At 74.6% G+C, this 26,995-nt stretch carries 18 protein-coding genes; 14 read left to right on the top strand and 4 right to left on the bottom strand.

Annotation, left to right across the window (positions count from 1 at the left end):
• The gene (locus ACPC54_RS13950) at positions 1-2,772 is read right to left on the bottom strand and encodes a flippase-like domain-containing protein (protein WP_498964663.1); all 2,772 of its coding nucleotides are present in this window, start codon (positions 2,770-2,772) and stop codon (positions 1-3) included.
• A 138-nt stretch (positions 2,773-2,910) separates the two neighbouring features.
• Between ACPC54_RS13950 and ACPC54_RS13945 the strand changes: the two genes are divergently transcribed.
• The 4 genes from ACPC54_RS13945 to ACPC54_RS13930 all read left to right on the top strand — a co-directional run bounded on the left by ACPC54_RS13945 (position 2,911) and on the right by ACPC54_RS13930 (position 11,395).
• Complete coding sequence (locus ACPC54_RS13945; RefSeq protein WP_498964661.1) at positions 2,911-3,321, top strand: MGMT family protein; 411 nt, start codon at positions 2,911-2,913, stop codon at positions 3,319-3,321.
• The gene (locus tag ACPC54_RS13940; protein ID WP_498964659.1) at positions 3,302-6,754 is read left to right on the top strand and encodes an ATP-dependent helicase; all 3,453 of its coding nucleotides are present in this window, start codon (positions 3,302-3,304) and stop codon (positions 6,752-6,754) included. Before ACPC54_RS13945 ends, ACPC54_RS13940 begins: the two co-directional genes overlap by 20 nt.
• Before the next feature lie 57 nt (positions 6,755-6,811).
• Positions 6,812-10,027, top strand: coding sequence for an ATP-dependent helicase (locus ACPC54_RS13935; RefSeq protein WP_498964658.1), 3,216 nt, complete (start codon positions 6,812-6,814; stop codon positions 10,025-10,027).
• A gap of 189 nt (positions 10,028-10,216) precedes the next feature.
• Positions 10,217-11,395 (top strand): PP2C family protein-serine/threonine phosphatase, encoded by a 1,179-nt coding sequence (locus ACPC54_RS13930; RefSeq protein ID WP_498964656.1) that lies wholly within the window; start codon positions 10,217-10,219, stop codon positions 11,393-11,395.
• A gap of 7 nt (positions 11,396-11,402) precedes the next feature.
• Here the strand turns inward: ACPC54_RS13930 and ACPC54_RS13925 are convergent, their stop codons facing one another.
• Entirely contained in the window at positions 11,403-12,377 is a 975-nt protein-coding gene (locus tag ACPC54_RS13925; protein ID WP_498964654.1) for an endonuclease/exonuclease/phosphatase family protein, read from the bottom strand.
• A 76-nt stretch (positions 12,378-12,453) separates the two neighbouring features.
• On the opposite strand from ACPC54_RS13925, the gene ACPC54_RS13920 reads away from it, so the two are divergent.
• The 6 genes from ACPC54_RS13920 to ACPC54_RS13895 all read left to right on the top strand — a co-directional run bounded on the left by ACPC54_RS13920 (position 12,454) and on the right by ACPC54_RS13895 (position 20,598).
• Positions 12,454-13,131: a PadR family transcriptional regulator gene (locus tag ACPC54_RS13920; protein WP_498964652.1), complete on the top strand. Its 678-nt coding sequence runs from the start codon at positions 12,454-12,456 to the stop codon at positions 13,129-13,131.
• 119 nt (positions 13,132-13,250) lie between these two features.
• Complete coding sequence (locus ACPC54_RS13915; RefSeq protein ID WP_498964650.1) at positions 13,251-14,015, top strand: ABC transporter ATP-binding protein; 765 nt, start codon at positions 13,251-13,253, stop codon at positions 14,013-14,015.
• Positions 14,012-16,876, top strand: coding sequence for an FtsX-like permease family protein (locus ACPC54_RS13910; protein WP_498964648.1), 2,865 nt, complete (start codon positions 14,012-14,014; stop codon positions 16,874-16,876). Before ACPC54_RS13915 ends, ACPC54_RS13910 begins: the two co-directional genes overlap by 4 nt.
• 177 nt (positions 16,877-17,053) lie before the next feature.
• Positions 17,054-18,457: a dipeptidase gene (locus ACPC54_RS13905; RefSeq protein ID WP_498964647.1), complete on the top strand. Its 1,404-nt coding sequence runs from the start codon at positions 17,054-17,056 to the stop codon at positions 18,455-18,457.
• 58 nt (positions 18,458-18,515) lie between these two features.
• The gene (gene nudC / locus ACPC54_RS13900; protein WP_498964645.1) at positions 18,516-19,466 is read left to right on the top strand and encodes an NAD(+) diphosphatase; all 951 of its coding nucleotides are present in this window, start codon (positions 18,516-18,518) and stop codon (positions 19,464-19,466) included.
• A 265-nt stretch (positions 19,467-19,731) separates the two neighbouring features.
• Positions 19,732-20,598, top strand: a complete 867-nt coding sequence (locus ACPC54_RS13895) for a GntR family transcriptional regulator (protein WP_498964643.1) — start codon at positions 19,732-19,734, stop codon at positions 20,596-20,598.
• Positions 20,599-20,638: 40 nt separating this feature from the next.
• Here ACPC54_RS13895 and ACPC54_RS13890 read toward each other — a convergent pair whose 3' ends face one another.
• On the bottom strand, positions 20,639-20,896 hold the full coding sequence (locus tag ACPC54_RS13890) for a mycoredoxin (protein ID WP_498964641.1): 258 nt from the start codon (positions 20,894-20,896) through the stop codon (positions 20,639-20,641).
• A gap of 178 nt (positions 20,897-21,074) precedes the next feature.
• Here ACPC54_RS13890 and ACPC54_RS13885 point away from each other — a divergent pair, with 178 nt between their 5' ends.
• From ACPC54_RS13885 to ACPC54_RS13870, 4 genes are all read left to right on the top strand, one after another.
• Positions 21,075-23,321: an ATP-dependent DNA helicase UvrD2 gene (locus ACPC54_RS13885; RefSeq protein ID WP_498964639.1), complete on the top strand. Its 2,247-nt coding sequence runs from the start codon at positions 21,075-21,077 to the stop codon at positions 23,319-23,321.
• Between the two features lie 292 nt (positions 23,322-23,613).
• A complete protein-coding gene (locus tag ACPC54_RS13880; protein ID WP_498964637.1) occupies positions 23,614-24,075 on the top strand; it encodes a hypothetical protein in 462 nt (153 codons plus the stop codon).
• 168 nt (positions 24,076-24,243) lie between these two features.
• Positions 24,244-24,612: a WhiB family transcriptional regulator gene (locus ACPC54_RS13875; RefSeq protein ID WP_107073201.1), complete on the top strand. Its 369-nt coding sequence runs from the start codon at positions 24,244-24,246 to the stop codon at positions 24,610-24,612.
• A 98-nt stretch (positions 24,613-24,710) separates the two neighbouring features.
• Positions 24,711-25,007 carry a putative WhiB-interacting protein gene (locus ACPC54_RS13870; RefSeq protein WP_498964935.1) on the top strand — a complete coding sequence of 99 codons (297 nt, stop codon included), beginning with the start codon at positions 24,711-24,713 and terminating at the stop codon, positions 25,005-25,007.
• A 116-nt stretch (positions 25,008-25,123) separates the two neighbouring features.
• Here the strand turns inward: ACPC54_RS13870 and ACPC54_RS13865 are convergent, their stop codons facing one another.
• Entirely contained in the window at positions 25,124-26,593 is a 1,470-nt protein-coding gene (locus ACPC54_RS13865; RefSeq protein WP_498964634.1) for an ABC1 kinase family protein, read from the bottom strand.
• Positions 26,594-26,995 lie beyond the last annotated feature (402 nt).

Below are 26,995 nucleotides of genomic sequence, written 5' to 3'. Positions count from 1 at the left end.
CTAGAGCGCGCCGCGGCGCTGCAGCATGTTGTAGGCGATCCAGCCCGGGATCACCGGCAGCCAGAAGGTGAGCGCCCGGTACAGGAACACCGCCGGGGTGGCGACGGCGGGGGAGACGTCCGCGACCGTCAGGGCACCGATCAGGGCGACCTCGACCGGGCCGATGCCGCCCGGGGTCGGGATCGCCGAGCCGGCCGCGTTGGCCGTCAGGAAGACCACCGCGACGGCCGAGAAGCTGACGCTGCCGCCGAAGGCCTGCACCGAGAAGTCCAGGCAGGCGGTGAAGGACAGGGTCAGCAGCAGGATGCCGCCGAAGCCGGTGATCAGCTTGCTGGGCGTCTGCATCAGGTCGAGCATGCGCGGCACCACGCCGAAGAACAGCGAGCGCAGCCGGCCCAGCACGAACCGGCGCAGCGGCGCCACGGCCGCCACCACCAGGGCGAGCACGGCGGCCGTCAGCACGCCGATGATCACCGCGCGGGAGGCGGAGAGGTCGCCGTTGGTCTGGCTGCCGGTGATCAGGCCGAAGCTGAACAGCAGCAGCAGGTGCCCGGCCAGGCCGGCCAGCTGCGAGGCGCCGACCGAGGCCACCGCCTGGCCGGGGCGGATGCCGGCCTTCTGCAGGTAGCGGGTGTTGAGCGCGATGCCGCCGATCGCGGCCGGCGCGACCAGTTTGACGAAGGAGCCGGCCAGCTGCGCCGCGACGGTGCGCCGGAACGGCAGCCGCTCGGGCACGAAGCCGGTCAGGCTCATCGCGGCGGCGACGTAGCTGAACGCGGCCGCGAGCAGCGCGGCCGCCGCCCACGCCCAGTTCATCTGGGAGAGCTTCAGCTGGGCCGGCTTGATGGTGGTCAGCGCCAGGTAGGCGGCGAAGGTGAGCGCGATCACCATGATCAGGCTCTTCGGCTTCAGCCGCTCCAGCTTCGCCGGCTCCATCGGCGCCTCGGGCGCGATCTGCAGGATCTGGCCGCGCAGGCGGCTCAGCAGGTCCTCGCCGGCCGCCGCGATGTCCTCCTCGGCCTGCTGCTGGGTGCGCTCGCCGGCCGCGACCTGCTCCAGCGCCCTGGCCCGGGCGGCGGTCTTGCGCTCCTTGGTGAGCCGCGCCAGGTCGATCCGGGTGGAGCGGCTCAGCCCGACCGGCTGGAGCAGCGGCAGCGCCTGCGCGACCCGGTCGGCGCCGAGCACCGCGTTGGCGACGGCGACGGCCCGCTCCGGGCCGATCCGCAGCGCGAAGGTGGTGAGCAGCTGGGCGACGTCGATCCGCAGGGTCAGGTCGGTGGCGGCGATGTCCCCGCCGGACAGGTTGACCAGGTAGGCGTGCTCCTGGTCGGAGACCAGCAGCGATTCGCCGGTCAGCCGGCGGTGCGCGATCCGGCGCTCGTGCAGGGCCGCCACCGAGCGCCACAGCGAGGCCATCACCCGGTCGGTGACCTCCTCCTCGGCCAGCTCGTCCAGGGTGCGGCCCCCGACGTTCTCGTACACCAGGATCGCGGCGTCCGGGCCGAGCTCGGAGGTGGCGACCAGCTGCGGCGCCCGGGCGCCCGAGGCGGCCGCCGCGTACGCGATCAGCGCCTCCTGCTCCAGCGCCTGGCGCAGCGACTGCGGGCTGCGGCGCACCGCCACCGAGCGCAGCCGCAGCCGCCGCCAGGCCCGGTAGAAGAAGCCGGAGGCCTGCTGCTCGCGGTCGATGATGTGGACGTCCAGCGGCGGGCCGTCCTGCTGGGTGACGTGGTAGCGGCGGGTGCCGCCGGGCGCGTCCGGGGCGCGGTGCGCGGCGTCCGGGGTGAAGCCGACCTTGCGCAGGCCGATCATCAGGTGCTGGCCGGTGGGGCGGATGTTCGGCGAGCCGATCGCGTACAGCGTGCCGTAGGCGACGGACCAGCCGATCAGCACGGTGAGCATCAGCGACAGCGGCGTGGTGTAGCCGCCGAGCAGCTCGGTGATGCCGCTGAACAGCACCACCGCCCACAGGGCCACCCGCCAGCGCGGTCTGCTCGACATGCCGACCGCGGTCATGTAGGCGATCACCGGCGCCAGGTAGCCGTGCACCGGGTCGGTGAGGGTGCCGTCGCTGTTCGCGGGCAGCCTGGTCAGCGCGTCCCGGATGTGCTCGGAGGCGCCCTCGGCCACCCACCAGTCGATGCCCAGTGAGACGCCGTAGGCGAGCACCGAGGCGAGCACGCCGTCGGCGACCCGCAGGCCGTCGCGTTTGATCAGCCGCTCGACCGCGAAGGACAGCGGCACGGCGAGCACCGCGACGCTGGAGAGCAGGCCGGTGATCGTGGACAGCACCGCGGAGAAGTGCGGCGCGTTGTTGTTGATGTCCTGCTCGATGCCGGTGGTCGTCGAGGTGGCGATGCCGGCCAGCACGAAGACGGCGACGATCCCGAAGACCCCGACCAGGAAGCGGATCAGGTCGGACGGGCGGTGCGCGCGGGCGGCGAGCAGCGGCTCGTCGACGTCCAGGTGCGGGGCGTCGTCCAGCGGGTCGTGGTACTCGGTCGGCGAGGCCGGGGCCGGGGCCGGGGCCGGGGCCGGGGCCGGGGGTTCGGCCGGTTCGGGCTGCTCGGCCGGTTCGGCCTGGTCGGGCTGCTCGGCGGCGGGCGGTGCGGGGGTCTTGATCGTCGAGTCCTTGATCAGGGAGACTTCCGGCACGGCCCCGGCCCCGGGCCGGCCCTCACCCGGCTCCTCGGGTGCCGGGGGTGGCGCGGGTACGGCGGAGGCGGACTCGTCGGAGTCCTTCTCCACGCCCACGTCAGCCGTCCCGGTCATCTGGTCTTGTTGTCCTCGTATCACCACTCACCGCCCCGGAAGATGGTGGCATGTCCCGAGCCCCCGTGCTGGACAGGGGCCGGATCGGGCGCGGCGGATCGTTCGGGCCGGGCCGCACGGCCGCCGGGGTGCGGAAGAATGCCGCAGGTGACGGACGTAACAGAGGACGGCCTGCCGGGCGAGCTGCCCCGCTTCGCCGAACTGGTGCTCGACCTGACCGAGCGGATTCCACCCGGCCGAGTGATGACCTACGGAGACGTCGCCGAGTACCTCGGCCAGGGCGGCCCCCGACAGGTCGGCCGGGTGATGGCCCTCTACGGCGGCCCGGTGCCCTGGTGGCGGGTGATCCGCGCGGACGGCCGGCTGCTGCCCGGCCACGAACAGCGCGCCCTCGCCCGCTACCGCGCCGAGGGTACCCCGCTGCGCGAGAGCGCCGACCCGCCCCGGGTCGACCTGCGGCAGGCCCGCTGGGACGGCCGGGACACCCCCGCCGGCCGAAAGATGCGGCGAAACCCCCGCGCGGACGGGAATGACGGGGCAGGATCGTAGGCTCGATGTGGGCGGGCCCCACCGGGCCCGCCCCGGCCATGCCCCTCTGCTCCACCCCAGGAAGCCCGTGAGTTCCCCCTACCGGCTCGTGCGCAGCCCGCTCGCCCAGCCCGACCCGCCCGTGCTGGACGAGTACCAGCGCGCCGTCGTCGAGCACCGCGGCGGCCCGCTGCTCGTCCTCGCCGGGCCGGGCACCGGCAAGACCACCACCCTCGTCGAGGCCGTCGCCCGCCGCATCGAACACGGCACCGACCCCGAGCGGATCCTCGTCCTCACCTTCAGCCGCAAGGCCGCCATGGAGCTGCGCGACCGGATGTCCGCCCGGCTCGGCACCGCCACCGCCCCGCAGGGCACGGCGCTCCGGTCACCGCAGGCGTCAGCGCTCCGGTCACCGCAGGCGACCACCTTCCACTCCTTCTGCTACGCCCTCCTGCGCGCCCACCAGGACCCGCAGGACTACGCCGAGCCGCTGCGCCTGCTCTCCGGCCCCGAGCAGGACGTCATGGTCCGCGAACTCCTTGCCGGCGGCGCCGAGGACGCCAGGCTCGGCGAATCCCGCATCGCCTGGCCGCTCGACCTGCGCGCCTGCCTCACCACCCGCGGCTTCGCCGACGAAGTCCGCGCCGTCCTCGCCCGCAGCCGCGAACTCGGCCTCGGCGAAGCGGAACTGGAACGCTTCGCCCGGGGCGTCCAGCGCCCCGACTGGGCCGCCGCCGCCCACTTCCTCGCCGACTACCTCGACGTCCTCGACCTGCGCGGCGTCCTCGACTACGCCGAACTCGTCCACCGCGCCGTCCTGCTCGCCGAACGCCCCGAGATCGGCGACCAGCTGCGCCGGCGCTACGACGTCGTCTTCGTCGACGAGTACCAGGACACCGACCCCAGCCAGGTCCGGCTGCTGCGCCGCCTCGCCGGCGGCGGACGCGACCTCGTCGCGGTCGGCGACCCCGACCAGTCGATCTACGCCTTCCGCGGCGCCGACATCAACGGCATCCTCGACTTCCCGCAGACCTTCCGCCGCGCAGACGGCAGCCCCGCCGACGTCCAGGTGCTGCGCGTCTCCCGCCGCTCCGGCGCCGTCCTGCTCGCCGCCTCCCGCGAACTCGCCCGCCGGATGCCGATGGGCCGCCTGCCCGCCGACAAACTCGCCCAGCACCGAGCCCTGCTGCCCTCCCGCGAAGGCGGCCGGGTCGAGGTCTACACCTACCCCACCCCCGGCGCCGAACTCGACTCGGTCGCCGACCTGCTGCGCCGCGCCCACCTGGAGGACGGCGTGCCCTGGGGCGAGATGGCCGTCCTGGTCCGGGCCGGCGCCCGCTCCATCCCCGGCGTGCGGCGGGCGCTCGGCGCGGCCGGCGTCCCGCTGGAGATCGACGGCGACGACCTGCCGCTGCGCGAGGAACCCGCCGTCGCCCAACTGCTGCTCGCCCTGCGCGTCTGCGCCGAGCAGGGCGCCCGCGACCGGCACGGCGACCCGGACGCCCCCGACCCGCTCACCACCGACGTCGCGCACGCCCTGCTCACCGGCCCGCTCGGCGGCCTCGACGGCTCCGACCTGCGGCGCCTCGGCCGCGCCCTGCGCGAGGAGGAACGCGCCGCGCTGCGCGCCGAAGGCCGCCCGGGCGCCGCCCCGCGCCCCGCCGACGAACTCGTCCGCGAAGCCCTCGCCGAACCCGAACGCCTCGTCGCCCTCGACCCCGCCACCGCCCGCCGGGCCCGCGACCTCGGCACCCTGCTGCGCAAGGTCCGCGAACGGCTCGCCGGCGGCTGCACCGCCGAGGACGCGCTCTGGGAACTGTGGGACGGCAGCCGCCGCTGGCGCGAACGGCTCGAACGCGCCGCCCTGCGCGGCGGCGCCGCCGGCCGCAACGCCGACCGCGACCTCGACGCCCTGTGCGCCCTGTTCGAGACCGCCGCCCGCGCCGAGGAACAGGTCACCGGCCACCGCGGCGCCCTCGACCTGCTCGCCGAACTCGAAGCCCAGGACATCGCCGCCGACACCCTCACCGTCCGCGCCGTCCGCCCCGAAGCCGTCCGGCTGATGACCGCCCACCGCTCCAAGGGCCTCGAATGGCGCCTGGTCGTCGTCGCCGGCGTCCAGGACGGCCTCTGGCCCGACCTGCGCCGCCGCGGCTCCCTCCTCGAAGCCGACCGGATCGGCCGCGACGGCCTCGCCGAACCGCTCTCCCCGGCCGCCCTGCTCGGCGAGGAACGCCGCCTCTTCTACGTCGCCGCCACCCGCGCCAAGGAGCGCCTCGTCGTCACCGCCGTCAAGGCCCCCGCCGACGACGGCGACGAACCCTCCCGCTTCCTGCGCGAGCTCTACCGCGAGGACGTCGACCCCGGAACCGGCAAGGTGGTGCGCCGCACCCCGCCCGTCACCGTCGAGGACGTCACCCACCGCCCGCGCCGCCCGCTGTCCGTCGCCGCCCTGGTCGCCGAACTGCGCGCCGTGACCGTCGACCCCGCGCGCTCGCCCGAACTGCGCCGCGCCGCCGCCGAACGCCTCGCCACCCTCGCCGCCGCCACCGACGAGGACGGCCTGCCGCTCGTCCCCGCCGCCCACCCCGACCGCTGGTGGGGCCTGGACGACCCGACCGCCGCCCCCGAACCGCTGCGCAGCCCCGACCTGCCCGTCCGGCTCTCCGGCAGCGGCCTCGAACAGCTGGAGAACTGCTCGCTGCAGTGGTTCCTCGACAAGGAGGTCGGGGCCCGCGCCCCCGGCAGCGCCGCCCAGGGCTTCGGCAACGTCGTCCACGCCCTCGCCGACGAGGTCGGCTCCGGCCGCACCCCCGCCGACCTCGCCGTCCTCATGGAACGCCTCGACACCGTCTGGGACGCCCTCGCCTTCGACGCCCCCTGGAAGTCCCGGCAGGAGAAGACCGAGGCCCGCGCCGCCCTGGAGCGCTTCCTCAACTGGCACGTCCTCGAACGCGGCCGCGACGTCGTCGCCACCGAGCACGGCTTCGACGTCACCCTCGACACCGGCGGCGTCTCGGTGCGCATCCGGGGCTCCATGGACCGGGTCGAGAAGGACCGGGCCGGGCGCGCCTACGTCGTCGACTTCAAGACCGGCAAGCAGATCCCCACCGACAAGTCGCTGCCCGAGCACAAGCAGCTCGCCGTCTACCAGCTCGCCGTCCGGGCCGGCGCCCTCAACGAACTGCCCGGCTTCACCGAACGGCCCCCCGCCACCGGCGGCGCCGAACTCGTCCACCTGCGCGAGGCCGCCGCCAAGGCCGACCCCGACACCCCCAAGGTGCAGCGCCAGGACCCGCCCGAGGGCGACCCGTGGATCGAGAACCTGCTCGCCGAGGCCGCCGGGAAGGTCCTCGCCGAGCGCTTCGTCCCGCAGACCGGCGGCGGCTGCGACCGCTGCACCTTCCGCCGCAGCTGCTCCGCCCAGCGCGACGGGGCCCAGCTGGTCGAGTAGCCGGGGTCACCCCGCCGGGGCGCCCGGGTTGTCGGCCCGGCCCGTTACCGTTGCGGGGTGACCGCCGTGCTCAGCCATCCCGACCAGCTCAAGGACCTGCTCGGGATCCCGTTCAACCGGGAGCAGATGGCGGCCATCGGAGCCCCCCTCGCACCGGCCGTCATCGTCGCCGGCGCCGGCTCCGGCAAGACCACCGTGATGGCCGCCCGGGTCGTCTGGCTGGTCGGCTCCGGCGCCGTCCGGCCCGAGGAGGTCCTCGGCCTCACCTTCACCAACAAGGCCGCCGCCGAACTCGCCGAACGCGTCCGCACCGCCCTGCTCCGCGCCGGCGTCATCGACCGGGACGGCGCCGAACCGCTCGGCGACCCCGAGATCTCCACCTACCACGCCTTCGCCGGCCGCCTCCTCAAGGAGCACGGCCTGCGCATCGGCATCGAACCCGACGTCCGGCTGCTCGCCGACGCCACCCGCTTCCAGCTCGCCGCCAAGGTGCTGCGCACCGCCCGCGGTCCCTTCCCCGCCCTCACCGGCACCTTCGCCAACCTCGTCGCCGACCTCACCGCCCTCGACGGCGAACTCGCCGAGCACCTCGTCGAACCCGCCGCCCTGCGCGCCTTCGACGAGGACCTGCTCGACACCCTCGCCACGGTCAAGCTCACCAACGACGACCTGCGCGCCGTCCCCGCCACCGCCCGCGCCCGCCTCGAACTGCTGCGCCTCGTCGAGGACTACCGGCGCCGCAAGCAGAGCGCCGGACTGATGGACTTCGGCGACCAGATAGCCGCCGCCGCCCGCCTCGCCCAGCAGCGCCCCGAGGTGGGCGAACTGCTGCGCGGCCAGTTCAGGGTCGTCCTCCTCGACGAGTACCAGGACACCTCCGTCGCCCAGCGCCTCATGCTCGCCGGCCTCTTCGGCGGCGCGGCCGGACACCCGGTCACCGCGGTCGGCGACCCCTGCCAGGCCATCTACGGCTGGCGCGGCGCCTCCGTCGCCAACCTCGACGACTTCCCCCGGCACTTCCCGCAGGCCGACGGCACCCCCGCCGACCGGTACGCACTCAGCGAGAACCGCCGCAGCGGCGGCCGGCTGCTCGCCTTCGCCAACGAACTCGCCGCCCCGCTGCGGGAGATGCACGAGGGCGTCGAGGCGCTGCGCCCGGCCCCCGGCGCCGAACGGGACGGCTTCGTGCGGGCCGCGCTGCTGGACACCCACGCCGAGGAGGTCGACTGGCTCGCCGACTCGATCGCCCACCTGGTGCGCACCGGCACCGCGCCCGGCCGGATCGCCGTGCTGTGCCGGGGCGGCGCGGCCTTCCCCGACATCCACGCCGCACTGGTTGCCCGCGAGGTGCCCGTCGAGGTCGTCGGCCTCGGCGGACTGCTCCAACTGCCCGAGGTGGCCGACCTGGTGGCCGTCTGCGAGGTGCTGCAGGACCCGACCGCCAACGCCGCCCTGGTGCGCCTGCTGATCGGCCCGCGCTGGCGGATCGGCCCGCGCGACCTCGCCCTGCTCGGCCGCCGCGCCGCCGCCCTGGTGCGCGGCACCCGGCCCGAGGGCGTCGAGGCGCTGGCCGCCGCCGTCGCCGAGGCCGACCCGACCGAGGTGGTCTCGCTGGCCGATGCGGTGGAGACCTTCCTGACCGCCTCGACCGGTGACGAGGGGTCGCAGCCCGACGAGCTGCCGTTCTCCGCCGAGGCCCGGGTGCGCTTCGCCCGGCTCGCCCGGGAGCTGCGCGAGCTGCGCCGCTCGCTCGCCGACCCGCTGATGGACGTGCTGCACCGGGTGCTGGCCGTCACCGGCCTGGAGGTCGAACTCGCCGCCTCCCCGCAGGCGCTGGCCGCCCGCCGCCGGGAGACCCTGCACGCCTTCCTGGACGTCGCCGCCTCCTTCGCCGACCTGGACGGCGACCCGGGCCTGGCCGCCTTCCTCGGCTTCCTGCGCGCCGCCCAGGAGTACGAGCGCGGCCTGGACAGCAGCCTGCCCGGCGGCGAGGACACCGTGAAGGTGCTCACCGCGCACAAGTCCAAGGGCCTGGAGTGGGACGTGGTGGCCGTCCCCGGCCTGGTGCGGGGTGCGTTCCCGTCCGGCAGCCCGCGCGAACGCTGGACCAGCACCAAGCGCGTGCTCCCGCACGCCCTGCGCGGCGACGCCGCCACCCTGCCCGACGTGCGCGGCGGGTGGAACGGCAAGGCGATGACGGCGTTCAGGAAGGAGCTGGCCGAGCACTCGGCGACCGAGGAACTGCGCCTGGGCTACGTCGCGTTCACCCGCCCGCGCGCTCTGCTGCTGGCCTCCGGGCACTGGTGGGGGCCGAGCCAGAAGACCGTCCGCGGGCCGTCCGCCTTCCTGGAGCTGCTGCGCGAGCACTGCGAGCGGCCCGGTGCCGGTGAGGTCGAGCACTGGGCGCCGAAGCCGGAGCCCGGCGTGGCGAACCCGGCGCTGGCCGCCGCCGTCGAGCGGCCCTGGCCGCTGCCGCTGGACCCGGCCGCCCAGCACGCCCGCCGCCGGGTCGCCGACGTGGTGCGCGCCCGCCTCGCGGGAGGGGCGGCCCCCGGGCCCGAGCCGATGGCCGTCGAGGACCAGCGCCAGGTCGCCTCCTGGGACCGCGATCTGACCGCGCTGCTGGGCGAGTTGGAGCGGTCCCGGCGCACCGCCCGCGAGGTGCCGCTGCCGGCCGCGCTGTCCGCCACCCAGCTGATGCGGCTGGCCGCCGACCCGGACGGCTTCGCCCGGGACCTGGCCCGCCCGATGCCCCGCCCCCCGCAGCCGGCGGCCCGGCGCGGTACCCGCTTCCACGCCTGGGTGCAGTCCCGGATCGAGCCGCTGCTGCTGGTCGAGCCCGGCGCGCTGCCCGGCGCCGACGACGACGGCATCGAGGACGAGCAGGACCTGGAACGGCTCAAGGAGGCGTTCCTGCGCACCGAGTACGCGCAGCGCAGGCCCCACCGGGTCGAGGCGCCGTTCCAGCTGGTGCTGGCGGGGCGGGTGGTGCGCGGCCGGATCGACGCGGTCTACCGGGACGGTGACGGTGTGTCGGAATCCGGTGGTGCGTCACGCTACGAAGTGGTGGACTGGAAGACGCACCGCGAGGAGACCGCCGACCCGCTGCAGCTCGCGGTCTACCGGCTCGCCTGGGCCGAGCAGATGGGCGTCGATCCCGAGCAGGTCACGGCGTCGTTCCTGTACGTCCGCAGCGGCCGGATCGTCCGCCCGACAGGACTTCCCGACCGAAAAGAGTTGGAACGGCTCCTGATCGGGAACAGTGAAGAATGAGTCACTCAGAGCATCCAAGTCATCACGGCAGCGCCCGAAACCTGTGCGTCGTGCACGTTTCGTGCCTATTGTGGGGTCGGTAACCGGTCAACCCCGTACTCCGGCCGCCGGCGAGGCCCGCCTCACCTAACCCTCAGTCATCACCGCAGGTGCCAGGGGCATCCGCGTCTTCTGCTGGAGAGACCGAAGTTGAGCGCGACCGGATGGATCAGAGAGCGGTTCACCGGGCCGACCCCGGGCCCCGCACCGGGCACGACCGGCACCTGGCCGCGGACGGCGCTCGTGCTGCCGTTCGTCGGCATGGCGCTGATCGTCGTCCTCGACTACCTCAGCGGCACCGCGGTGACGGTCGAACCGGCCCTCACCGCCGTGCCCGCGCTGGCCGCCGTGGTCAGCCGCCGCACCTGGTACCCGCTCGCCATCGGCCTGTGCACCGAGGCGGCGGCCTTCCTGATGGCCTTCCGCGGCGACGCGCTCGGCCAGTCCGTGCACGTCGCCAGCGTGTTCGCGATCCTGCTCGTCGCCACCATCGGCTGGGTCAGCGCCACCCTGCGGCTGCGTCAGGAACGCGCCCTGGCCGACGCCCAGCTGGTCGCCTCGATCGCCCGCCGGGTGCTGCTGCGGCCCGTCCCCGAGCGGGTCGGCGCCGTGCGCGCCGCCGTCCACTACGAGGCCGCCGCCGCACACGCCCGCATCGGCGGCGACCTGTACGAGGTCGTCAACACCCGGCACGGGGTGCGGGCCGTCGTCGGCGACGTGCGCGGCAAGGGCCTCGGCGCCGTCGAGACCGCCGCCGCCGTGCTCGGCGCCTTCCGCGAGGCCGCCCACCAGGAACCCGCCCTCGACCGGGTGGCCGGCTGGCTGGCCGTCAGCCTCGACCGCGCCCTGCACGAGAACGACCACCCGGGCGTGGAGGAGGAGTTCGTCACCCTGGTGCTCATCGGCGTCGCCCCGGACGGCTCCGCGGAGATCGTCAACTGCGGCCACCCGGCGCCGCTGCTGCTCCGCGGCGAGGACGTCCGCCCGCTCGAACTCGCCGAGACCGTACCGCCGTTGGGCGTCCTCGACCCGGCCGACGTGCGCCCGCCGGTGCACCGGGTCGCGCTGCGCGGCGGCGACCGGGTGCTGCTGTTCACCGATGGCGTGATCGAGGCCCGCGACCGCTCCGGCGCCTTCTACCCGCTCGCCGAGCGCTTCCCGCGCTGCGCGGCCGAGCGGCCCGCCGACGTCCTGGAACGGCTGCACGACGACGTGGTGCGCCACGTCGGACGCCAGCTCGGCGACGACGCGGCGATGCTGCTCCTGCAGTACGAGTCGGTGCCCAGCCCCGGACTCCCGCACCAGGGCGGCGTGCTGACCCGCAGCTGAGCCCCGCTCAGAGCGACACCCGGACCAGCAGCGGGCGGTGGTCCGACACCGCCGCCCGCGGCGCCGCCGCCGGGCCCACCGCGGCCCGCGGCACGCCCACCGCCAGCACGTGGTCGAACTGCACCGCCGGCTTGTGCGAGGGATAGGTGGGGGTGCGCGCCAGGTCGTACCAGCCCTGCAGCCGGGGCCGCGGCCCGCGCACCCGTCGCCGCCGCGCCGCCCCGACCGGCCGCGGCCGCGCCCGACCGGCCGCCCGCAGCTCCCGCACCCGCACCCGCGGCGACGTTCGCTCCAGCGCCGTCGCCCCGCCCAGCACCGTGCGCGGCACCGCGCCGACCAGGTTGAAGTCCCCCAGTACCAGGTGCGGCTGCGGCAGGTCCGCGATCCAGCGCCGGATGCCGGCCAGCTGCGCCATGTTCCAGCCCGGGACGAAGGACAGGTGCGCCGCGACGACGGTGAACGGCCCGTGCTCGCCCTCCAGCACCGCGGCCAGCGCCGCCCGCGGCTCGTCCGGCACCGGGGTCAGCCCGCGCCGCCCGGCCACCCGCAGTGGCAGCCCGAACGGCGCCGGGGCGAAGCGCCGGGCCCGCCAGTGCCGCACCGGCAGCCGGGTCAGCAGCGCCGTCCCGTACGAGGGCGGGGCGCCGTCGCCGATCTCGCCCGGCCCGTAGACCCGCAGGCCGTCCGGGGCGGACGGCTCCGGCAGCCAGCCGGCCACCGGCGCCGGGCGGCCGTGCAGGGCGGCGGCGAAGCGCCAGTCGCCGGCGCACATCGCCGCGGCCGCCACCGCCGCCTGGTCGGTGCCGCCGGAGCGGGCCTGGTGGCGGTCCACCTCCTGCAGGGCCAGCACGTCGGCGTCCAGCGCGGCGACGGCTTCGGCCAACGGGGCGCCGGCGTCGGCCGGGTAGGGCCGCGGGGCGCCGTCCGGGGCGAGCGGCTGACCGTGCAACAGGTTGAAGGTGGCGATGCGCAACTGGCTCACACCGCGACGTTACCCGCTTCCCGGAGCGCGGGTCGCGGCTTGAGGCCACGGGGCATACCGGGTATACATACCGAGTATGTCCATCCGTCACGGTCTGCTCGCCCTGCTCGACCAGGGCCCGCGCTACGGCTACCAGCTGCGCACCGAATTCGAGGCGCGCACCGGCTCCACCTGGCCACTCAACGTCGGGCAGGTCTACACCACCCTCGCCCGGCTGGAACGCGACGGCCTGGTCGAGGCCGCCGGCGAGGACGACGAGGGCCACCAGTTCTACGCCGCCACCGACGCCGGCCGCGCCGAACTGCGCGCCTGGTTCGACACCCCCGTGCCCCGCACCAACCCGCCCCGCGACGAACTGGCGATCAAGCTCGCCATGGCCGTCACCGTCCCCGGCGTGGACGTCTCCGCCGTCGTCCAGGGCCAGCGCCGGCACAGCATCAAGGCCCTGCAGGACTACACCCGGCTCAAGGGCCGCGCCCTCGCCGGCGAAGCCGCCGCCGCGGACGGGCCCGCCGCCGGCAACGAACTCGCCTGGCTCCTCGTCCTCGACCAGCTGATCTTCCAGACCGAGGCCGAGATCCGCTGGCTCGACCACTGCGAGACCCGGCTCGCCCAGCACGCCGAAGCCCTGCAGACCCGCGCCGCCCAGGCCGCCCGCGACGGCGGCCCCGGACCCGCCGCCGCGCCCGCCAGGGCCGCCAGGGCCGCCAAGGCCGCCAGCGCCGTCAAGGGGCTGCGCCGCACCCGCGGCTGAGCACGCCCCGGCCGCACCACCCGCGGCCCCGGGCCCGGCCCCGGCGCCGGGCCCGCCCACACGCAGCCAGCACGACCCGAACGACCCGAACGACCCGTACGACCACAGGGGGGAAAATCGTGTCCCGCACCGAAGAAGGCCGGCCCGCACCGGTCCTGCACCTGGAGAACGTCAGCCGCGTCCACGGCCAGGGCGCCGCCGAGGTCCACGCCCTTCGGGGCGTCGACCTCAAGGTCCACCCCGGCGAGTTCGTCGCCGTCATGGGCCCCTCCGGCTCCGGCAAGTCGACCCTGCTCACCCTCGCCGGCGGCCTCGACAGCCCGACCGGCGGCCAGGTCCTCGTCGAAGGCGTCGCCCTCGGCGGCCTGGGCCGCAAGAAGCTCGCCCAGGTCCGCCGCCGCTCGGTCGGCTACGTCTTCCAGGACTACAACCTGATACCGGCGCTCACCGCCGCCGAGAACGTCGCCCTGCCCCGCGAACTCGACGGCCTCTCCACCCGCGCCGCCCGCCGCGAGGCCATCGCCGCCCTCACCGAGGTCGGCATCCCCGACCTCGCCGACCGCTTCCCCGACGACATGTCCGGCGGCCAGCAGCAGCGCGTCGCCATCGCCCGCGCCCTCATCGGCGACCGCCGCCTCGTCCTCGCCGACGAACCCACCGGCGCCCTCGACTCCACCACCGGCGAAGCCGTCCTCGCCGTCCTGCGCGCCCGCTGCGACGCCGGCGCCGCCGCCATGATGGTCACCCACGAGGCCCGGCACGCCGCCTGGGCCGACCGCGTCGTCTTCCTGCGCGACGGCCGCATGGTCGACGAGAGCGCCAGCCAGGACGCCGCGAGCCTCCTCGTCACCGCCGCCGCCAACAGCAAGCAGGTGGACGAGTGAAGCTCGGAGCCTGGCGGGTCGCCCTGCGCATCGCCCGCCGCGACGCCCTGCGCGCCAAGGGTCGCAGCGCCCTCGTCGTCGCCATGGTCGCCCTGCCCGTCCTCGGCGTCACCGGCGCCGACGTCTTCTACCGCAGCGGCGAACTCACCCCCGCCGAGAACATCGTCCGCACCATGGGCCAGGCCGACGCCCAACTCCACGTGACCGCACGCGGCATGACCGTCGTCCAGGCGCCCGACCCCGACAAGGGCATCACCATGCCCCACGCCGGCCGCGCCGACGACACCCAGCCCTTCCGGCACACCCCCGCCGAACAGCGCAGCCTCGACACCGAACCCGCCGACCTGGCCCGGCAACTGCTGCCCCCCGGCACCGTGCTCGTCCCCGAGCTCGACGGCCCCTACAGCGCCGCCACCAGCACCCAGGGCCTGCTCAGCACCCGCACCTCCGAGAAGGACCTCACCGACCCGGTCTGGCGCGGCCGCCTCGACATCGTCGCCGGCCGCGCCCCCACCGCCGCCGACGAAGCCGCCGCCACCAGCGAGTTCCTCCGGCGCTCCGGCCTCAAGCTCGGCGACCGCACCAGCATGCGCGGCCTCGACAAGCAGTTCACCCTCACCGCCGAGATCGAGTACCCCGGCGAACTCGGCGCCACCGAACTCATCGCCCGCCCCGGCACCCTCATCGCCCCCCTCGCCCGGGCCACCAAACCCGACGCGGGCCCCGCCGCCGACGCCACCACCGCCCGGCGCTGGCTGGTCAAACTCCCGGCCGGCACCACCCTCGACTGGCACAAGGTCGTCGAACTCAACGACTACGGCCTCACCGCCGCGTCCCGCACCGTCCTCCTCGACCCGCCCGCCCGCGCCGACGTCCCCTACTACGCCGACCTCGACCGGCGCGGCGCCGCCGACCGGCCGAGCTACTTCAACCGCACCTCCGTCGTCATCCTCGGCACCGTCGTCGGCATGGCCCTGCTGGAGATCGTGCTGCTCGCGGGCCCCGCCTTCGCCGTCGGGGCCAGGCGCTCCCGGCGGCAACTCGGCCTGCTCGCCGCCGCCGGCGGTGAACGCGCCAACGTCCGCGCCGTCGTCCTCGGCGGCGGCGTCGTCCTCGGCCTCACCGGCGCCGCCCTCGGCCTCACCCTCGGCATCGGCCTCGTCGCCCTGCTGCGCGACCGCGCCGAGGAGTACGCCGGCTCCCGCTTCGGCCACTTCAACCTGCAGCCGCTCGACCTGCTCGGCGTCCTGCTCGTCGGCCTCGTCACCGGCCTGCTCGCCGCCGTCGTCCCCGCCGTCCAGGCCTCCCGCCAGGACGTCGTCTCCGCCCTCACCAGCCGCGACACCGTCAAGCCCGCCAGCCGCAAACTCGCCGTCCTCGGCCTGCTGACGGTCGGCGGCGGCGCCGCCCTCGCCCTGCTCGGCGCCACCGGCTCCCACCGCAGCCTCGCCGTCCTCGGCGGCTCCGCCCTCGCCGAACTCGGCATGGTCGCCCTCACCCCCTTCCTCGTCGGCCTGTTCGGCAAGCTCGGCCGCTGGCTCAGCCTCGGCCCCCGGCTCGCCCTGCGCGACTCCGTCCGCCACCGCGGCCGCACCGCGCCCGCCGTCGCCGCCGTCATGGCCGCCGTCGCCGGCTCCGTCGCCGTCAGCATCTACGTCGCCAGCAACGACGAGCAGTACCGCCGCGAGTACGTCGCCTCCGGGCCCTCCAACTCCGTCATCCTCGGCGGCCGCTGGAGCTCCGAAGCCGACCGCCGGATGCTGCCCCAACTGCGCGACGCCGTCGAACGCACCATCCCCGACCTCGGCCGCCGCGCCGACGTCCAGCAGGTCACCTACAAGGGCGACTGCACCGCCGGCGGCCCCTGCGGCTACATCCAGGTCCGGCTGCCCAAGGACCAGCGCTGCCCGCTGCTCGGCATGAACGGCCACACCGACCAGGCCGAGATCAACCGCATCCTCGCCAACGACAGCCGCTGCCACATCAGCGAACGCCGCGGCAGCCCGTACGGCGACCTCGCCGCCGGCGACGCCACCCTGCTGCACAACCTCTACGGCGTCACCGACCCGGCGGCGGGCCGGGCCCTCGCCGCCGGCAAGGCCGTCGTCTTCGACCCGCGCTACGTCAAGGACGGCAAGGTCGCCATCGAACTCGACGAACCCTTCGTCTACACGCCCCACGGCAGCACCGTCGACACCAAACGGCCCGAGCCCACCGAGATCCTCGTCGACGCCGTCGTCGCACCGGCCGTGATCCCCGCCGCCGCCGAAGCCGTCATCAGCCCCGAGACCGCCACCCGGCTCGGCCTCGGCACCACCGACAGCGGCTCCGTCTGGCTGCCCGCCGACGCCCCCGGCGACGGCGCCCAGCAGAAGACCACCGCCGCACTCGCCAAACTCACCGAACACACCTCGCTGGAGATCGAACGCGGCTACCAGTCCAGGGCCGGCATCGTCAGCACCGGACTCAACATCTTCGCCGCGATCGTCGCCCTCGGCGCCGCCGGCATCGCCACCGGCCTCGCCGCCGCCGACTCCCAGCGCGACCTCACCACCCTCGCCGCGATCGGCGCCGAACCACGCATCAGGCGCTCGCTCTCCGGCTTCCAGTGCGGGGTGATCGCCGCCATGGGCACCCTGCTCGGCCTGGCCTGCGGCACCGTCCCGGCCGTCGCCCTGCGCAAACTCGGCTCCCAGTCCGACCTCCCCGGCACGACCGCCGAGGAACTCGCCAACCGGTCCGTGGTCGTCTTCCCCTGGCTCACCCTCGCGCTCACCGCCGTGGCGCTGCCCCTGCTCGCCGCCGGCCTCGCCACCCTGCTCACCCGCTCCCGGATCACCCTGCTGCGCCGCTCCGGCTGACGCCCGCACATCCACCCGCCCGCACATCCACCCGCACACCCACCCGCCCGCACACCCGCCCGTCACCCCCGTCCACGGCCCCGCCGCGGCGGGGGTGACGGAGGTTACAGCCGCTGCGGCGCCCGGCGACCGGACGGCCGGGGCGGGCACCCGCACGGGCGAACTACAGTCGTCGGTATGACGAGAACTCCGGACAGCGCCGTCCGCTCCTACATCGACGAGCACCAGGCCGCCTTCCTCGCGGACCTCTCCGAGTGGCTGGCCATCCCCTCGGTCTCCGCCGACCCCGGCCGCGCCGGCGAGGTGCGCCGCTCCGCCGAGTGGCTGGCCGCCAAGCTGCGCGACACCGGCTTCCCGGTCGCCGAGGTGTGGGAGACGGACGGCCTGCCGGCGGTGTTCGCCGAGTGGCCCTCCGGGGACCCGTCCGCGCCGACCGTCCTGGTCTACGGGCACCACGACGTGCAGCCCGCCGCCAAGGAGGACGGCTGGGCCACCGAGCCGTTCACCCCGACCGTCGTCGGCAAGCGGCTGTACGCCCGCGGCGCCGCCGACGACAAGGGCCAGGTGTTCTTCCACACCCTCGGCGTGCGCGCCCACCTCGCCGCGACCGGCCGCACCGCGCCGGCCGTCAACCTCAAGCTGCTGATCGAGGGCGAGGAGGAGTCCGGCTCGCCGAACTTCGCCGCCCTGGTCCGGCGCGAGGCTGAGCGGCTGGCCGCCGACGTGGTGATCATCTCGGACACCGGCATGTGGGGCGAGGACACCCCGACCGTCTGCACCGGCATGCGCGGCCTCGCCGACGCCCAGATCGACCTGTACGGGCCGGACACCGACATCCACTCCGGCTCCTTCGGCGGCGCCGTGCCCAACCCGGCGGCCGTCGCGGCCGAACTCGCCGCCGGCCTGCACGACGCCGACCGCAGGGTCGCCGTCCCCGGCTTCTACGACGGCGTCGTGGAACTGACCGAGCGCGAGCGCGAACTCTTCGCCGAGCTGCCCTTCGACGAGGAGGGCTGGCTGCGCGTCGCCAAGTCGCGCGGCCTGCGCGGCGAGGCCGGGTACTCCACCCTGGAGCGGATCTGGGCCCGCCCCACCGCCGAGGTCAACGGCATCTGGGGCGGCTACACCGGCCCCGGCGGCAAGACCATCGTTCCGGCCTCCGCGCACCTCAAGCTGTCCTTCCGGCTGGTCGCCGGCCAGGAGGTCGAGAAGGTCCGCGAGGCCGTCCGCGCCTGGGTCGCCGAGCGGGTGCCCGAGGGCATCCGTTACGAGCTGGTCTTCCCCGGCGCCACCCGGCCCTGCCTGACCCCGCTGGACCACCCGGCGCTGCGCTCGACCGTGCGCGCGATGGAGCGGGCCTTCGAGCGGAAGGTGCTGTTCACCCGCGAGGGCGGCTCCGGCCCGGCCGCCGACCTGCAGGACGTGCTCGGCGCGCCGGTGCTGTTCCTCGGCATCTCGGTGCCCTCGGACGGCTGGCACTCGGTGGACGAGAAGGTCGAACTCGACCTGCTGGCCAAGGGCGTGGAGACGGCCGCCTACCTGTGGGGCGACCTGGCCGAGAACTTCCGGCCCGGCGCGTGACCCGCTCCGCGCGCCCTGCCAGTCAGATCACTCATCCGGATGATTCACCACGTTGGGGATGGAACCTGTGAGCACCGTGCCTGAGACCGAGCGTCCGGCCCACCTGGCACTGGCCAGGGCCGGGGTGGACCGGGCGGCCGAGCACCGGTTCGACGAGCCGTGGCTGGCCGCCGCCTGGAGCCACCCGGCCACCCGGGTGCTGCCGATCGCCGGCGGCGAGGCCTTCGTCGTCGACACCGAGCGGGGCACCGAACTCGTGCTGCTGCCCTCCTTCGAGGCGCCGCAGACCGGGGACCGGTACTTCCTGGGCACCGACGAGGACGGCGTCTCCTACTTCGCGCTGGCCGGCGAGAGCCTGCCCGGGCGGCTGGACGGCGACGCCCGCCCGGCCGGGCTGCGCGAGGTCGGCGCACTGCTATCCGACCGGGACGCCGGGCTGCTGGTGCACGCCGTCGCCCTGGAGCACTGGCACCGGCTGCACAGCTTCTGCTCGCGCTGCGGGCACCCGACCGAGAAGGCCGGCGCCGGGCACGTGCGGCGCTGCACCTCCTGCGCGGCCGAGCACTACCCGCGCACCGACCCGGCGGTGATCATGGTGATCACCGACGAGCAGGACCGCTGCCTGCTCGGCCGCCAGGCGCTGTGGCCGGAGGGCCGCTGGTCCACGCTGGCCGGTTTCGTCGAGCCGGGGGAGTCGATCGAGCAGGCGGTGCGCCGCGAGGTGCAGGAGGAGGCGGGCGTTCGGGTCGGTGACGTCCGGTACGTGGCCAGCCAGCCCTGGCCGTTCCCGTCCAGTCTGATGCTCGGCTTCGAGGGCCGGGCCCTGCCCGGCGGCACCGCGATCACCGTGGACGGGGAGGAGCTGGCCGAGGCACGCTGGTTCTCCCGCGAGGAGCTGCGGGCCGGGATGGCGGCGGGCGAGATCGTGCCGCCGTCCGGGATCTCGATCGCCCGGCACCTGGTCGAGCGCTGGTTCGGCGAACCGCTGCCGGCGGCGGTGCGCTGGTAATCCTGTACGAATTCCCGTGAGGGGGCGGGTCCGGTGGACCCCCTCCCGCGGGGAAGGGATCCACCGAGAGGGGGCGTGCGAATTTCATCGCACGCCCCTTTCTCCTCCCGCATTCCCGGGAGAATCCGCCACACCCCTCTGTTCGTGTCCGGACGGGCCAGATCTGCTACCGCCGGGAACGCGCGGGCGGCCGCCGTCAACCCGCACGGACGACATTGCCGGAAACGGCTGAAACCCGGTCACCGCGCTCGCTACATTCACTCGCGTGACGATCCCCCGGGGCACCGCCCAATCCCCCAAATACCAGCGCCTCGCCGCCGACCTGCGCCGCCGCATCGCCGAAGGCGAGTTCACCGCCGACGCCGCCCTCCCGGTCGAGAGCGAACTGGAACGCCAGTACGGCGTCGCCCGCAACACCGTCCGCCTCGCCGTCGACGTCCTCGTCAACGAAGGCCGGCTGGTCCGCCTCCAGGGCAAGGGCACCTACCTGCGCGAACACCCCGTCCTCGACCACCGCGCCTACGGCCCCACCCTCACCCCCGCACCCCGCGACTGCCTCGCCGCCCCCTCCGGGATCTACCTCGGCGAAGCCGCCGACGCAGGCCGCGAACTCGGCACCGACTTCGAGATGACCATCGTCCGGGCCCGCGTCGACATCGCCGAACGGCTCGGCCTGCGCCCCGGCGAAGCCATCGTCGTCCGCCGCCAGCTGAGGCTGCTCGACCGCGAGCCCTACTCCATCGAGGAGAGCCACTACCGGGCCGGACTCGCCGCCGGCACCCCCCTGATGGAACCCGACCCCGTCGACGGCGGCGACGAGACCGTGCTCGCGGCGCTCGGCCGCACCGAGATCGGCGCCGTCGACCACCTCGTCGCCCGGATGCCCGGCCCCGAGGAGGCCCAGTGGTTCCAGGGCGGCCCCGGCGTGCCCCTCGTCGTCCAGACCCGCGTCACCTACGACCGGCGCGGGCCCGTCCGGGTCATCGAGACCCGCTACTCCGCCGACCGCTGCCGACTCGTCTACGGCGTCGGCGACCTCGGCGCCCGCACCACCCTGCCCGCGCCCGCCGGGCCCGTCGACCCGGCCCGCACCCCCGCCGGAACGGAACCGGCCCGGGCCGACGCGCAGTGACGCGCGCCGACCCGGGCCGGACCAGGAGCCTCGCGGTGGCTCAGCCCGCCAGGGCCTTCTTCACCTGCAGCAGGCTCGGGTTGGTCATCACGACCTGCTCGCCGCCGCCCTCCGGCGTCACCAGCACCGTCGGAACCGTCTGGTTCCCGCCGTTCACCGACTCGACGAACTCGGCCGACGCCGGGTCCTGCTCGATGTTGATCTCGGTGTAGCCGATGCCCTCGCGCTCCAGCTGGCTCTTGAGGCGGTTGCAGTAGCCACACCAGGTCGTGCTGTACATCGTCACGCTGCCGGACATCGAGGGGGCTCCTTCGGGATCGGGTGGGGTCGTACGGTCTCCGCAACACCCACCGGGCGGCGGGCATTCCGGCCGGTTCGCACACACGGATTCGCACACACGAACGCGGAGCGATCATCCTGCGATCACACCGGCCCTGTGGACAACCCCGCCCCCGTTGTCCCACCGGGCTGAGAGGATGGAACGCATGCAGGAAGACCTCTTGAGCGGCAGCCCGTACGACGCCACCCCCGGCCCCGCCACCGGCCCCGACGCCGTGCTCGCCGGGCTCGACCCCGAACAGCGCGCCGTCGCCACCGCCCTGCACGGCCCCGTCTGCGTCCTCGCCGGCGCCGGCACCGGCAAGACCCGGGCCATCACCCACCGCATCGCCTACGGCGTGCGCAGCGGCGTCTACCAGCCCCAGCAGGTCCTCGCCGTCACCTTCACCGCCCGCGCCGCCGGCGAGATGCGCGGCCGCCTGCGCCAGCTCGGCGCCGACGGCGTCCAGGCCCGCACCTTCCACGCCGCCGCCCTGCGCCAGCTCCAGTACTTCTGGCCCCGCGCCGTCGGCGGCCCCGTCCCCCAGCTCCTCGAACGCAAGGTCCAACTCGTCGCCGAAGCCGCCGGCCGCTGCGGCCTGCGCGTCCAGCGCACCGAACTGCGCGACCTCACCGCCGAGATCGAATGGGCCAAGGTCACCCAGATCGCGCCCGAGGACTACCCCGCCGCCGTCGCCAAATCCGGCCGCGACGCCCCCCGCGACCCCGCCGAGACCGCCCAGGTCTACCGCGTCTACGAAGAGGCCAAGAGCCGCCGCGGCAGCATGGACTTCGAGGACGTCCTGCTGCTCACCGCCGCCATCCTGGAGGACCGGCCCGACATCGCCGACCAGGTCCGCGCCCAGTACCGGCACTTCACCGTCGACGAGTACCAGGACGTCTCCCCGCTCCAGCAGCGCCTCCTCGACCGGTGGACCGGCCCGGACGGCGGCGCCAGCCTCTGCGTCGTCGGCGACGCCAGCCAGACCATCTACTCCTTCACCGGCGCCACCCCCGACTACCTGCTCAACTTCCGCGCCCGCCACCCCGAGGCCACCGTCGTCAAACTCGTCCGGGACTACCGCTCCACCCCCCAGGTCGTCCACCTGGCCAACGGCCTGCTCGCCCAGGCCCGCGGCGAAGCCGCCCGGCACCGCCTCGAACTCGTCTCCCAGCGCGAAGCCGGCCCCGAACCCGTCTACACCGAGTACGACGACGAACCCACCGAGGCCGAGACCACCGCCCGCCGTATCAAGGACCTCCTCGCCACCGGCGTGCGCGCCAGCGAGATCGCCGTCCTCTTCCGCACCAACGGCCAGTCCGAGGTCTACGAACAGGCCCTCGCCGACCTCGGCATCCCCTACCAGCTGAAGGGCGCCGAACGGTTCTTCGAACGCCCCGAGGTCCGCGACGCCGGCGTCCTGCTGCGCGGCGCCGCCCGCGCCGCCGACGACCCCCTCACCGCCGACACCCCCGACCTCGCCGGCCAGGTCCGCGCCGTCCTCGCCACCCGCGGCTTCACCCCCGAACCGCCCGCCGGCTCCGGCGCCGTCCGCGACCGCTGGGAATCCCTCGCCGCCCTCGTCCGGCTCGCCCAGGAATTCGAACGCACCTGCGCCGCCGAAGGCCGACGCGCCGACCTCGCCGCCTACGTCACCGAACTCGACGCCCGCGCCGCCGCCCAGCACGCCCCCGCCGTCGAAGGCGTCACCCTCGCCTCCCTGCACGCCGCCAAGGGCCTCGAATGGGACGCCGTCTTCCTCGTCGGCCTCACCGAGGGCACCCTGCCCATCATCTACGCCAAGACCGACGAACAGATCGAGGAAGAACGCCGCCTCCTCTACGTCGGCGTCACCCGCGCCCGCAAACACCTCTCCCTCTCCTGGGCCCTCTCCCGCTCCCCGGGCGGCCGCGCCAGCCGCAAGCCCAGCCGCTTCCTCGACGGGCTGCGCCCCGGCTCCGCCGCGCCCGGCGCACGCACCGGCGGGCGGGGCGGCCGGGGGAGCGTCGAACCCGGCGAGCGCTCCGCCGCCCGGCGGGTCCGCGGCCCGGTCAAGTGCCGCGTCTGCGACCGCGTCCTGACCGAGGCCGTCGAGCGCAAGCTGCGCCGCTGCGAGGACTGCCCCTCCACGATGGACGAGGGGCTGTACGAGCGGCTGCGCGAGTGGCGGGCCCGGCAGGCGAAGAAGCAGGGCGCCCCCGCCTACGTCGTGTTCACCGACGCGACGCTGATGGCGATCGCCGAGGACGTGCCCGCCGGCCGCCAGGAACTGGCCCAGATCTCCGGGGTCGGTGCCATGAAGCTGGACAAGTACGGGGCAGCCGTGCTCTCGTTGTGTGCGGGGGAGGAGCCCGAGGAGGAACCGGACGACGTCGAGGACGGCGAACCGGCCGACTCGGCGTGAGCCGGTGCGGGTGCGGTCCGAAGGACCGCCCGAACGGCTCCCGAACCCGCGTGGAGCCCGCCGCGGGACGTACCGCGGTTCACACCGCGAAACCCGCCGTGAAAAATAGTTTGCGCGGCGTACCGGGAGCGCAATAGCCTGCCGGAGCGGTCAAGGGGACTCGATCGCACGGGTCACACCTGTGCCGATTCCCCCGGGCCCGACAGCTTCACACGCTTCACCGAGACAGACATCCGAAGATTCGGAGCCAGGGAGACCAGGCTCCGCGAGACGCCGAGAGGAGGCGAGTTCAGTGGGAAACATCATGATCACCAAAATGACTGGCCAGACCGCTGTTGCCGCCTCCCTGCGTGCCGCCCATCTGCGGGCGCTCGCCGAGCTCGGTGGAACCGGTCTGGGTCTCGGTACCACCGGTGTCTCCGTCGTCCCCGCTGTCAGTGTCCTTGGACACACTGATCTCTGCGGCACGGGCGGCAGGAACGTCGAAGGCACCAGTGTCGAGACCGGTCTGTCCCGTGACTGGGCGGAGTCGTTCGGCACGTCGCGTCCGATGCGCGACGAGCGACCGACCCAGGCACCGAAGGCAGCGGTAGCCGCCGTCAAGCACGGCGACTATGCGCAGGTCATCGGTGCCGGAGCCGCCCAGAAGCAGAACGAGCAGCAGATTGAGCAGGCCAAGGCCGCCTTCACCGGCGCCGAGGCCATCCGGATGCGGGCCTTCCGCGGGCCTGAACCCTGGAGAGAACGAACCTGAGTCAGCCTCAGGTCGGCACCTCCAGGGCCGCGGAACCCGTCACACCGGGATCCGCGGCCCTTCTGTTTTGTCCGGTACGCAAGACCACCCAGGCCCCCCGGGGCCTCCGGGCCAGCACCACCAGTCCACTGGTCCGGAACCACTGAGAAGACGAGGAAGACGCAAACAGTGTCCACGGTCATCACACCGCCCACCCCGTCCGTACCGCCGACAAGCCAGATCACCAAGGCCGACCAGGCCGACCCCCCGGAGGTTCTTTCCATGCAGCTCGGTTCCATCGAGCAGGCCGAGGCGCTCGGTCTCCCCATCCCCTGCCGCGCCTTCGACCCCGAGGTCTTCTTCGCCGAGACGCCCGCCGACGTCGAGTACGCGAAGTCCCTCTGCGGCACCTGCCCCGTGAAGGAGGCCTGCCTGGCCGGCGCCCTGGAGCGGCGCGAGCCGTGGGGCGTCTGGGGCGGCGAGCTGTTCGTCCAGGGCGTCGTCGTGGCCCGCAAGCGGCCGCGTGGCCGCCCGCGCAAGACCGAGGTCATGGCGTGAATCCCGCCGAAGCCAGGGCGGTCCGCCGGGGAGAGCAGCCCCCGCTGGACACCGTCCTCCGCCGATCCGTGCGGATAGCCGCCGCCAAGACCGACGCGCTGGCCCGCACCGCCCCCTTCCCGACGACGCACCACGAGCAGGACCACGACATGACCCCCGCCGCCATCGATCCGACCGTCCGCGCCGAGCAGACCACCGAACTCCAGATTCAGAACAGGACCCTCGAAATGCAACTGCTCCACGAATCCCTGGCCCGGGCCCATATGCAAGACAGGCTGCACGAGGCCGAGGAGCAACGTCTCGTCACCCGGGTCATCCGGGCCCGCAGGCTCCGGCAGCGGGCCGAGCGGGCCTCGATGCGGGCCCGCAAGGCGCTCGCCGTCGCCCTGATGTAGTTCCCGCGCCGTGCGGTGGCCGTCGCCGCCGCTGCCGGGCCATCCCCTGTCGTGCCGCAGGCCGCCCCCCGTTTGCGGGGAGCGGCCTGCGGTCGTTCTGCGGCTTCGGCGGGGCGTCAGGCCTTGTGGCGCGGGGCCTTCGCGGTGGTGCTCCTGGCCGCGGCGGTGGGCTTGGCCGTGGCGCTCTTGGCCGTCGCGGGCTTCGCGGTGGCGGGCTTGGTGGTCCGGGCGGGCTTGGTGCGGGGCGCCTCGGGCGGCGCTGCGGCGAACCCCGGGAGCCACAGCAGCAGCTCCTGCCGGTACGACGCCCGCGCGCCCAGCTGGCACAGCACTCCGATGGTGCTCAGCGTCACCCGGTGGATCAGCAGGTAGGCGGGCGGCAGGTTCAGCTGCTTCGCCAGGTTGTAGGCGGGGGAGCGCGGATCGGCGATCCGGGCCGCCTGCGCGCGCATCCACGTCCGGGTGAAGTGGAAGCTGTCCACCGAGGCCGGCTCGATGATCGGCAGCAGGTAGTCGAGCACCGCGTCCGGGTCCAGCTGGATCGAGGGCTTCACGTAGCCCTCCTCGCGCAGCATCCGCAGGACGCCCGCCGCGTCCCCGTCCAGCGCCATCCGCAGCCCGATCCCGATCGGCTCGGGCAGGCCGCCCGGCAGCCGGTCCACCGTGCCGAAGTCCAGCACGCCCAGCCGCCAGCCGGCCACCGGACCGTCGTCCTTCAACAGCCGGAAGTTCCCCGGGTGCGGGTCCGCGTGCAGCAGGCCCGTCCGGTACGGGCCGGCGAACAGGAACCGGACCAGCAACTGCCCGGCGCGGTCGCGCTCCTCCTGGGTGCCGTGGGCGATCACCTCGGCCAGCGGGGTGCCGTCCATCCACTCGGTGACCAGCACCTGGTCGGCCTGCGCCACCACACCCGGCACCACGATCTCCGGATCGTCCGCGAACTCCTCCGCGTGCCGGCGCTGGGCCTGCGCCTCCAGCTCGTAGTCCAGTTCCTCGGAGACCCGCTCGCGCAGCTCGGCGATCAGCGGCTTGATGTCCAGGCCGGGGATCAGCGGACCCAACAACCAAGCAACCCGGCTCAGTTGGTTCAGGTCCGCGAGCAACGCGTCGCCCGCGCCCGGGTACTGCACCTTGACCGCGACCCGGCGGCCGTCGTGCCAGATCGCCCGGTGCACCTGCCCGATCGAGGCGGCCGCCGCCGGGCGGTCGTCGAACTCCAGGAACAGCTTGCGCCAGTCGTCCCCGAGCCGCTGGGCGAGCGCGGTGTGCACCGTCGCGGAGGGCATCGGCGGCGCGGCGTCCTGCAGCTTGGTCAGCGCGGCCCGGTACGGCCCGGCGACCTCCTCGGGCAGTGCGGCCTCGAAGACGGACAGGATCTGCCCGAACTTCATCGCCCCGCCCTTGAGCTCGCCGAGGACCTTGAACAGCTGGTCGGCGGTGGCCTGCTGGAGCTCGGCCGTCACCACCTCGGCGGATCGGCCGCCGATGCGCTTGCCCAGGCCGAGAGTGGCACGGCCCGCTATTCCGAGCGGCAGGGCGGCGAGCCGTGCCGTGCGGGTCACTGCCTTGCGTGGAAGATCGCTCACCCGGGCCTCCAATTCTTGGCCCCCCGACGCCGGACGGGCCCCCACCATCACTAGGCCATTGTGCCCGCTCCCCGTCCCGGGCCCGCCGGTATTTCGTCGGGCCGCGAAGATCACCCCCGGGCCCCTCCCCCCTCCCTCCCCCCTCCCTCCCCCCTCCCCCTCCCGCCCACCCACCCACCACCCGCGCCGCCCACCCACCACCCGCCGCGCCGCCTACCCACCCACCTCTCGCGCTCGTCCCTGGTGCCCGCCTCGTGCCTTGTGGGGCGGCTCCCCGGTTTTTCGTCGGCCCGCGCCCCGCCCCCGGCCGGGGGCGGGGCGGGGGGGGGGGCCCCCCCCCCCCCCGCGGCGCGCCCCGGCGCCGGGGGCAAACAGGCCCCCGGGGGTGGGAAGGGACCCCGG

Origin of the sequence: Kitasatospora sp. NPDC094028, assembly GCF_049543595.1 — a bacterium.
In the GTDB taxonomy this organism is placed as follows: domain Bacteria; phylum Actinomycetota; class Actinomycetes; order Streptomycetales; family Streptomycetaceae; genus Kitasatospora.
The sequence above is the reverse complement of the archived record's forward strand: the minus strand, read 5'-3'. Positions and strand labels throughout refer to the sequence as shown.

What these genes read in the sequence shown, in the direction of transcription:
- ACPC54_RS13950 (WP_498964663.1), bottom strand. Translation starts at nt 2,772, where the DNA reads ATGACCGGGACGGCTGACGTGGGCGTGGAGAAGGACTCCGACGAGTCC.
- ACPC54_RS13945 (WP_498964661.1), top strand. Translation starts at nt 2,911, where the DNA reads ATGCCGCAGGTGACGGACGTAACAGAGGACGGCCTGCCGGGCGAGCTG.
- ACPC54_RS13940 (WP_498964659.1), top strand. Translation starts at nt 3,302, where the DNA reads ATGACGGGGCAGGATCGTAGGCTCGATGTGGGCGGGCCCCACCGGGCC.
- ACPC54_RS13920 (WP_498964652.1), top strand. Translation starts at nt 12,454, where the DNA reads ATGTCCATCCGTCACGGTCTGCTCGCCCTGCTCGACCAGGGCCCGCGC.
- ACPC54_RS13905 (WP_498964647.1), top strand. Translation starts at nt 17,054, where the DNA reads ATGACGAGAACTCCGGACAGCGCCGTCCGCTCCTACATCGACGAGCAC.
- nudC (WP_498964645.1), top strand. Translation starts at nt 18,516, where the DNA reads ATGGAACCTGTGAGCACCGTGCCTGAGACCGAGCGTCCGGCCCACCTG.
- ACPC54_RS13890 (WP_498964641.1), bottom strand. Translation starts at nt 20,896, where the DNA reads ATGTCCGGCAGCGTGACGATGTACAGCACGACCTGGTGTGGCTACTGC.
- ACPC54_RS13885 (WP_498964639.1), top strand. Translation starts at nt 21,075, where the DNA reads ATGGAACGCATGCAGGAAGACCTCTTGAGCGGCAGCCCGTACGACGCC.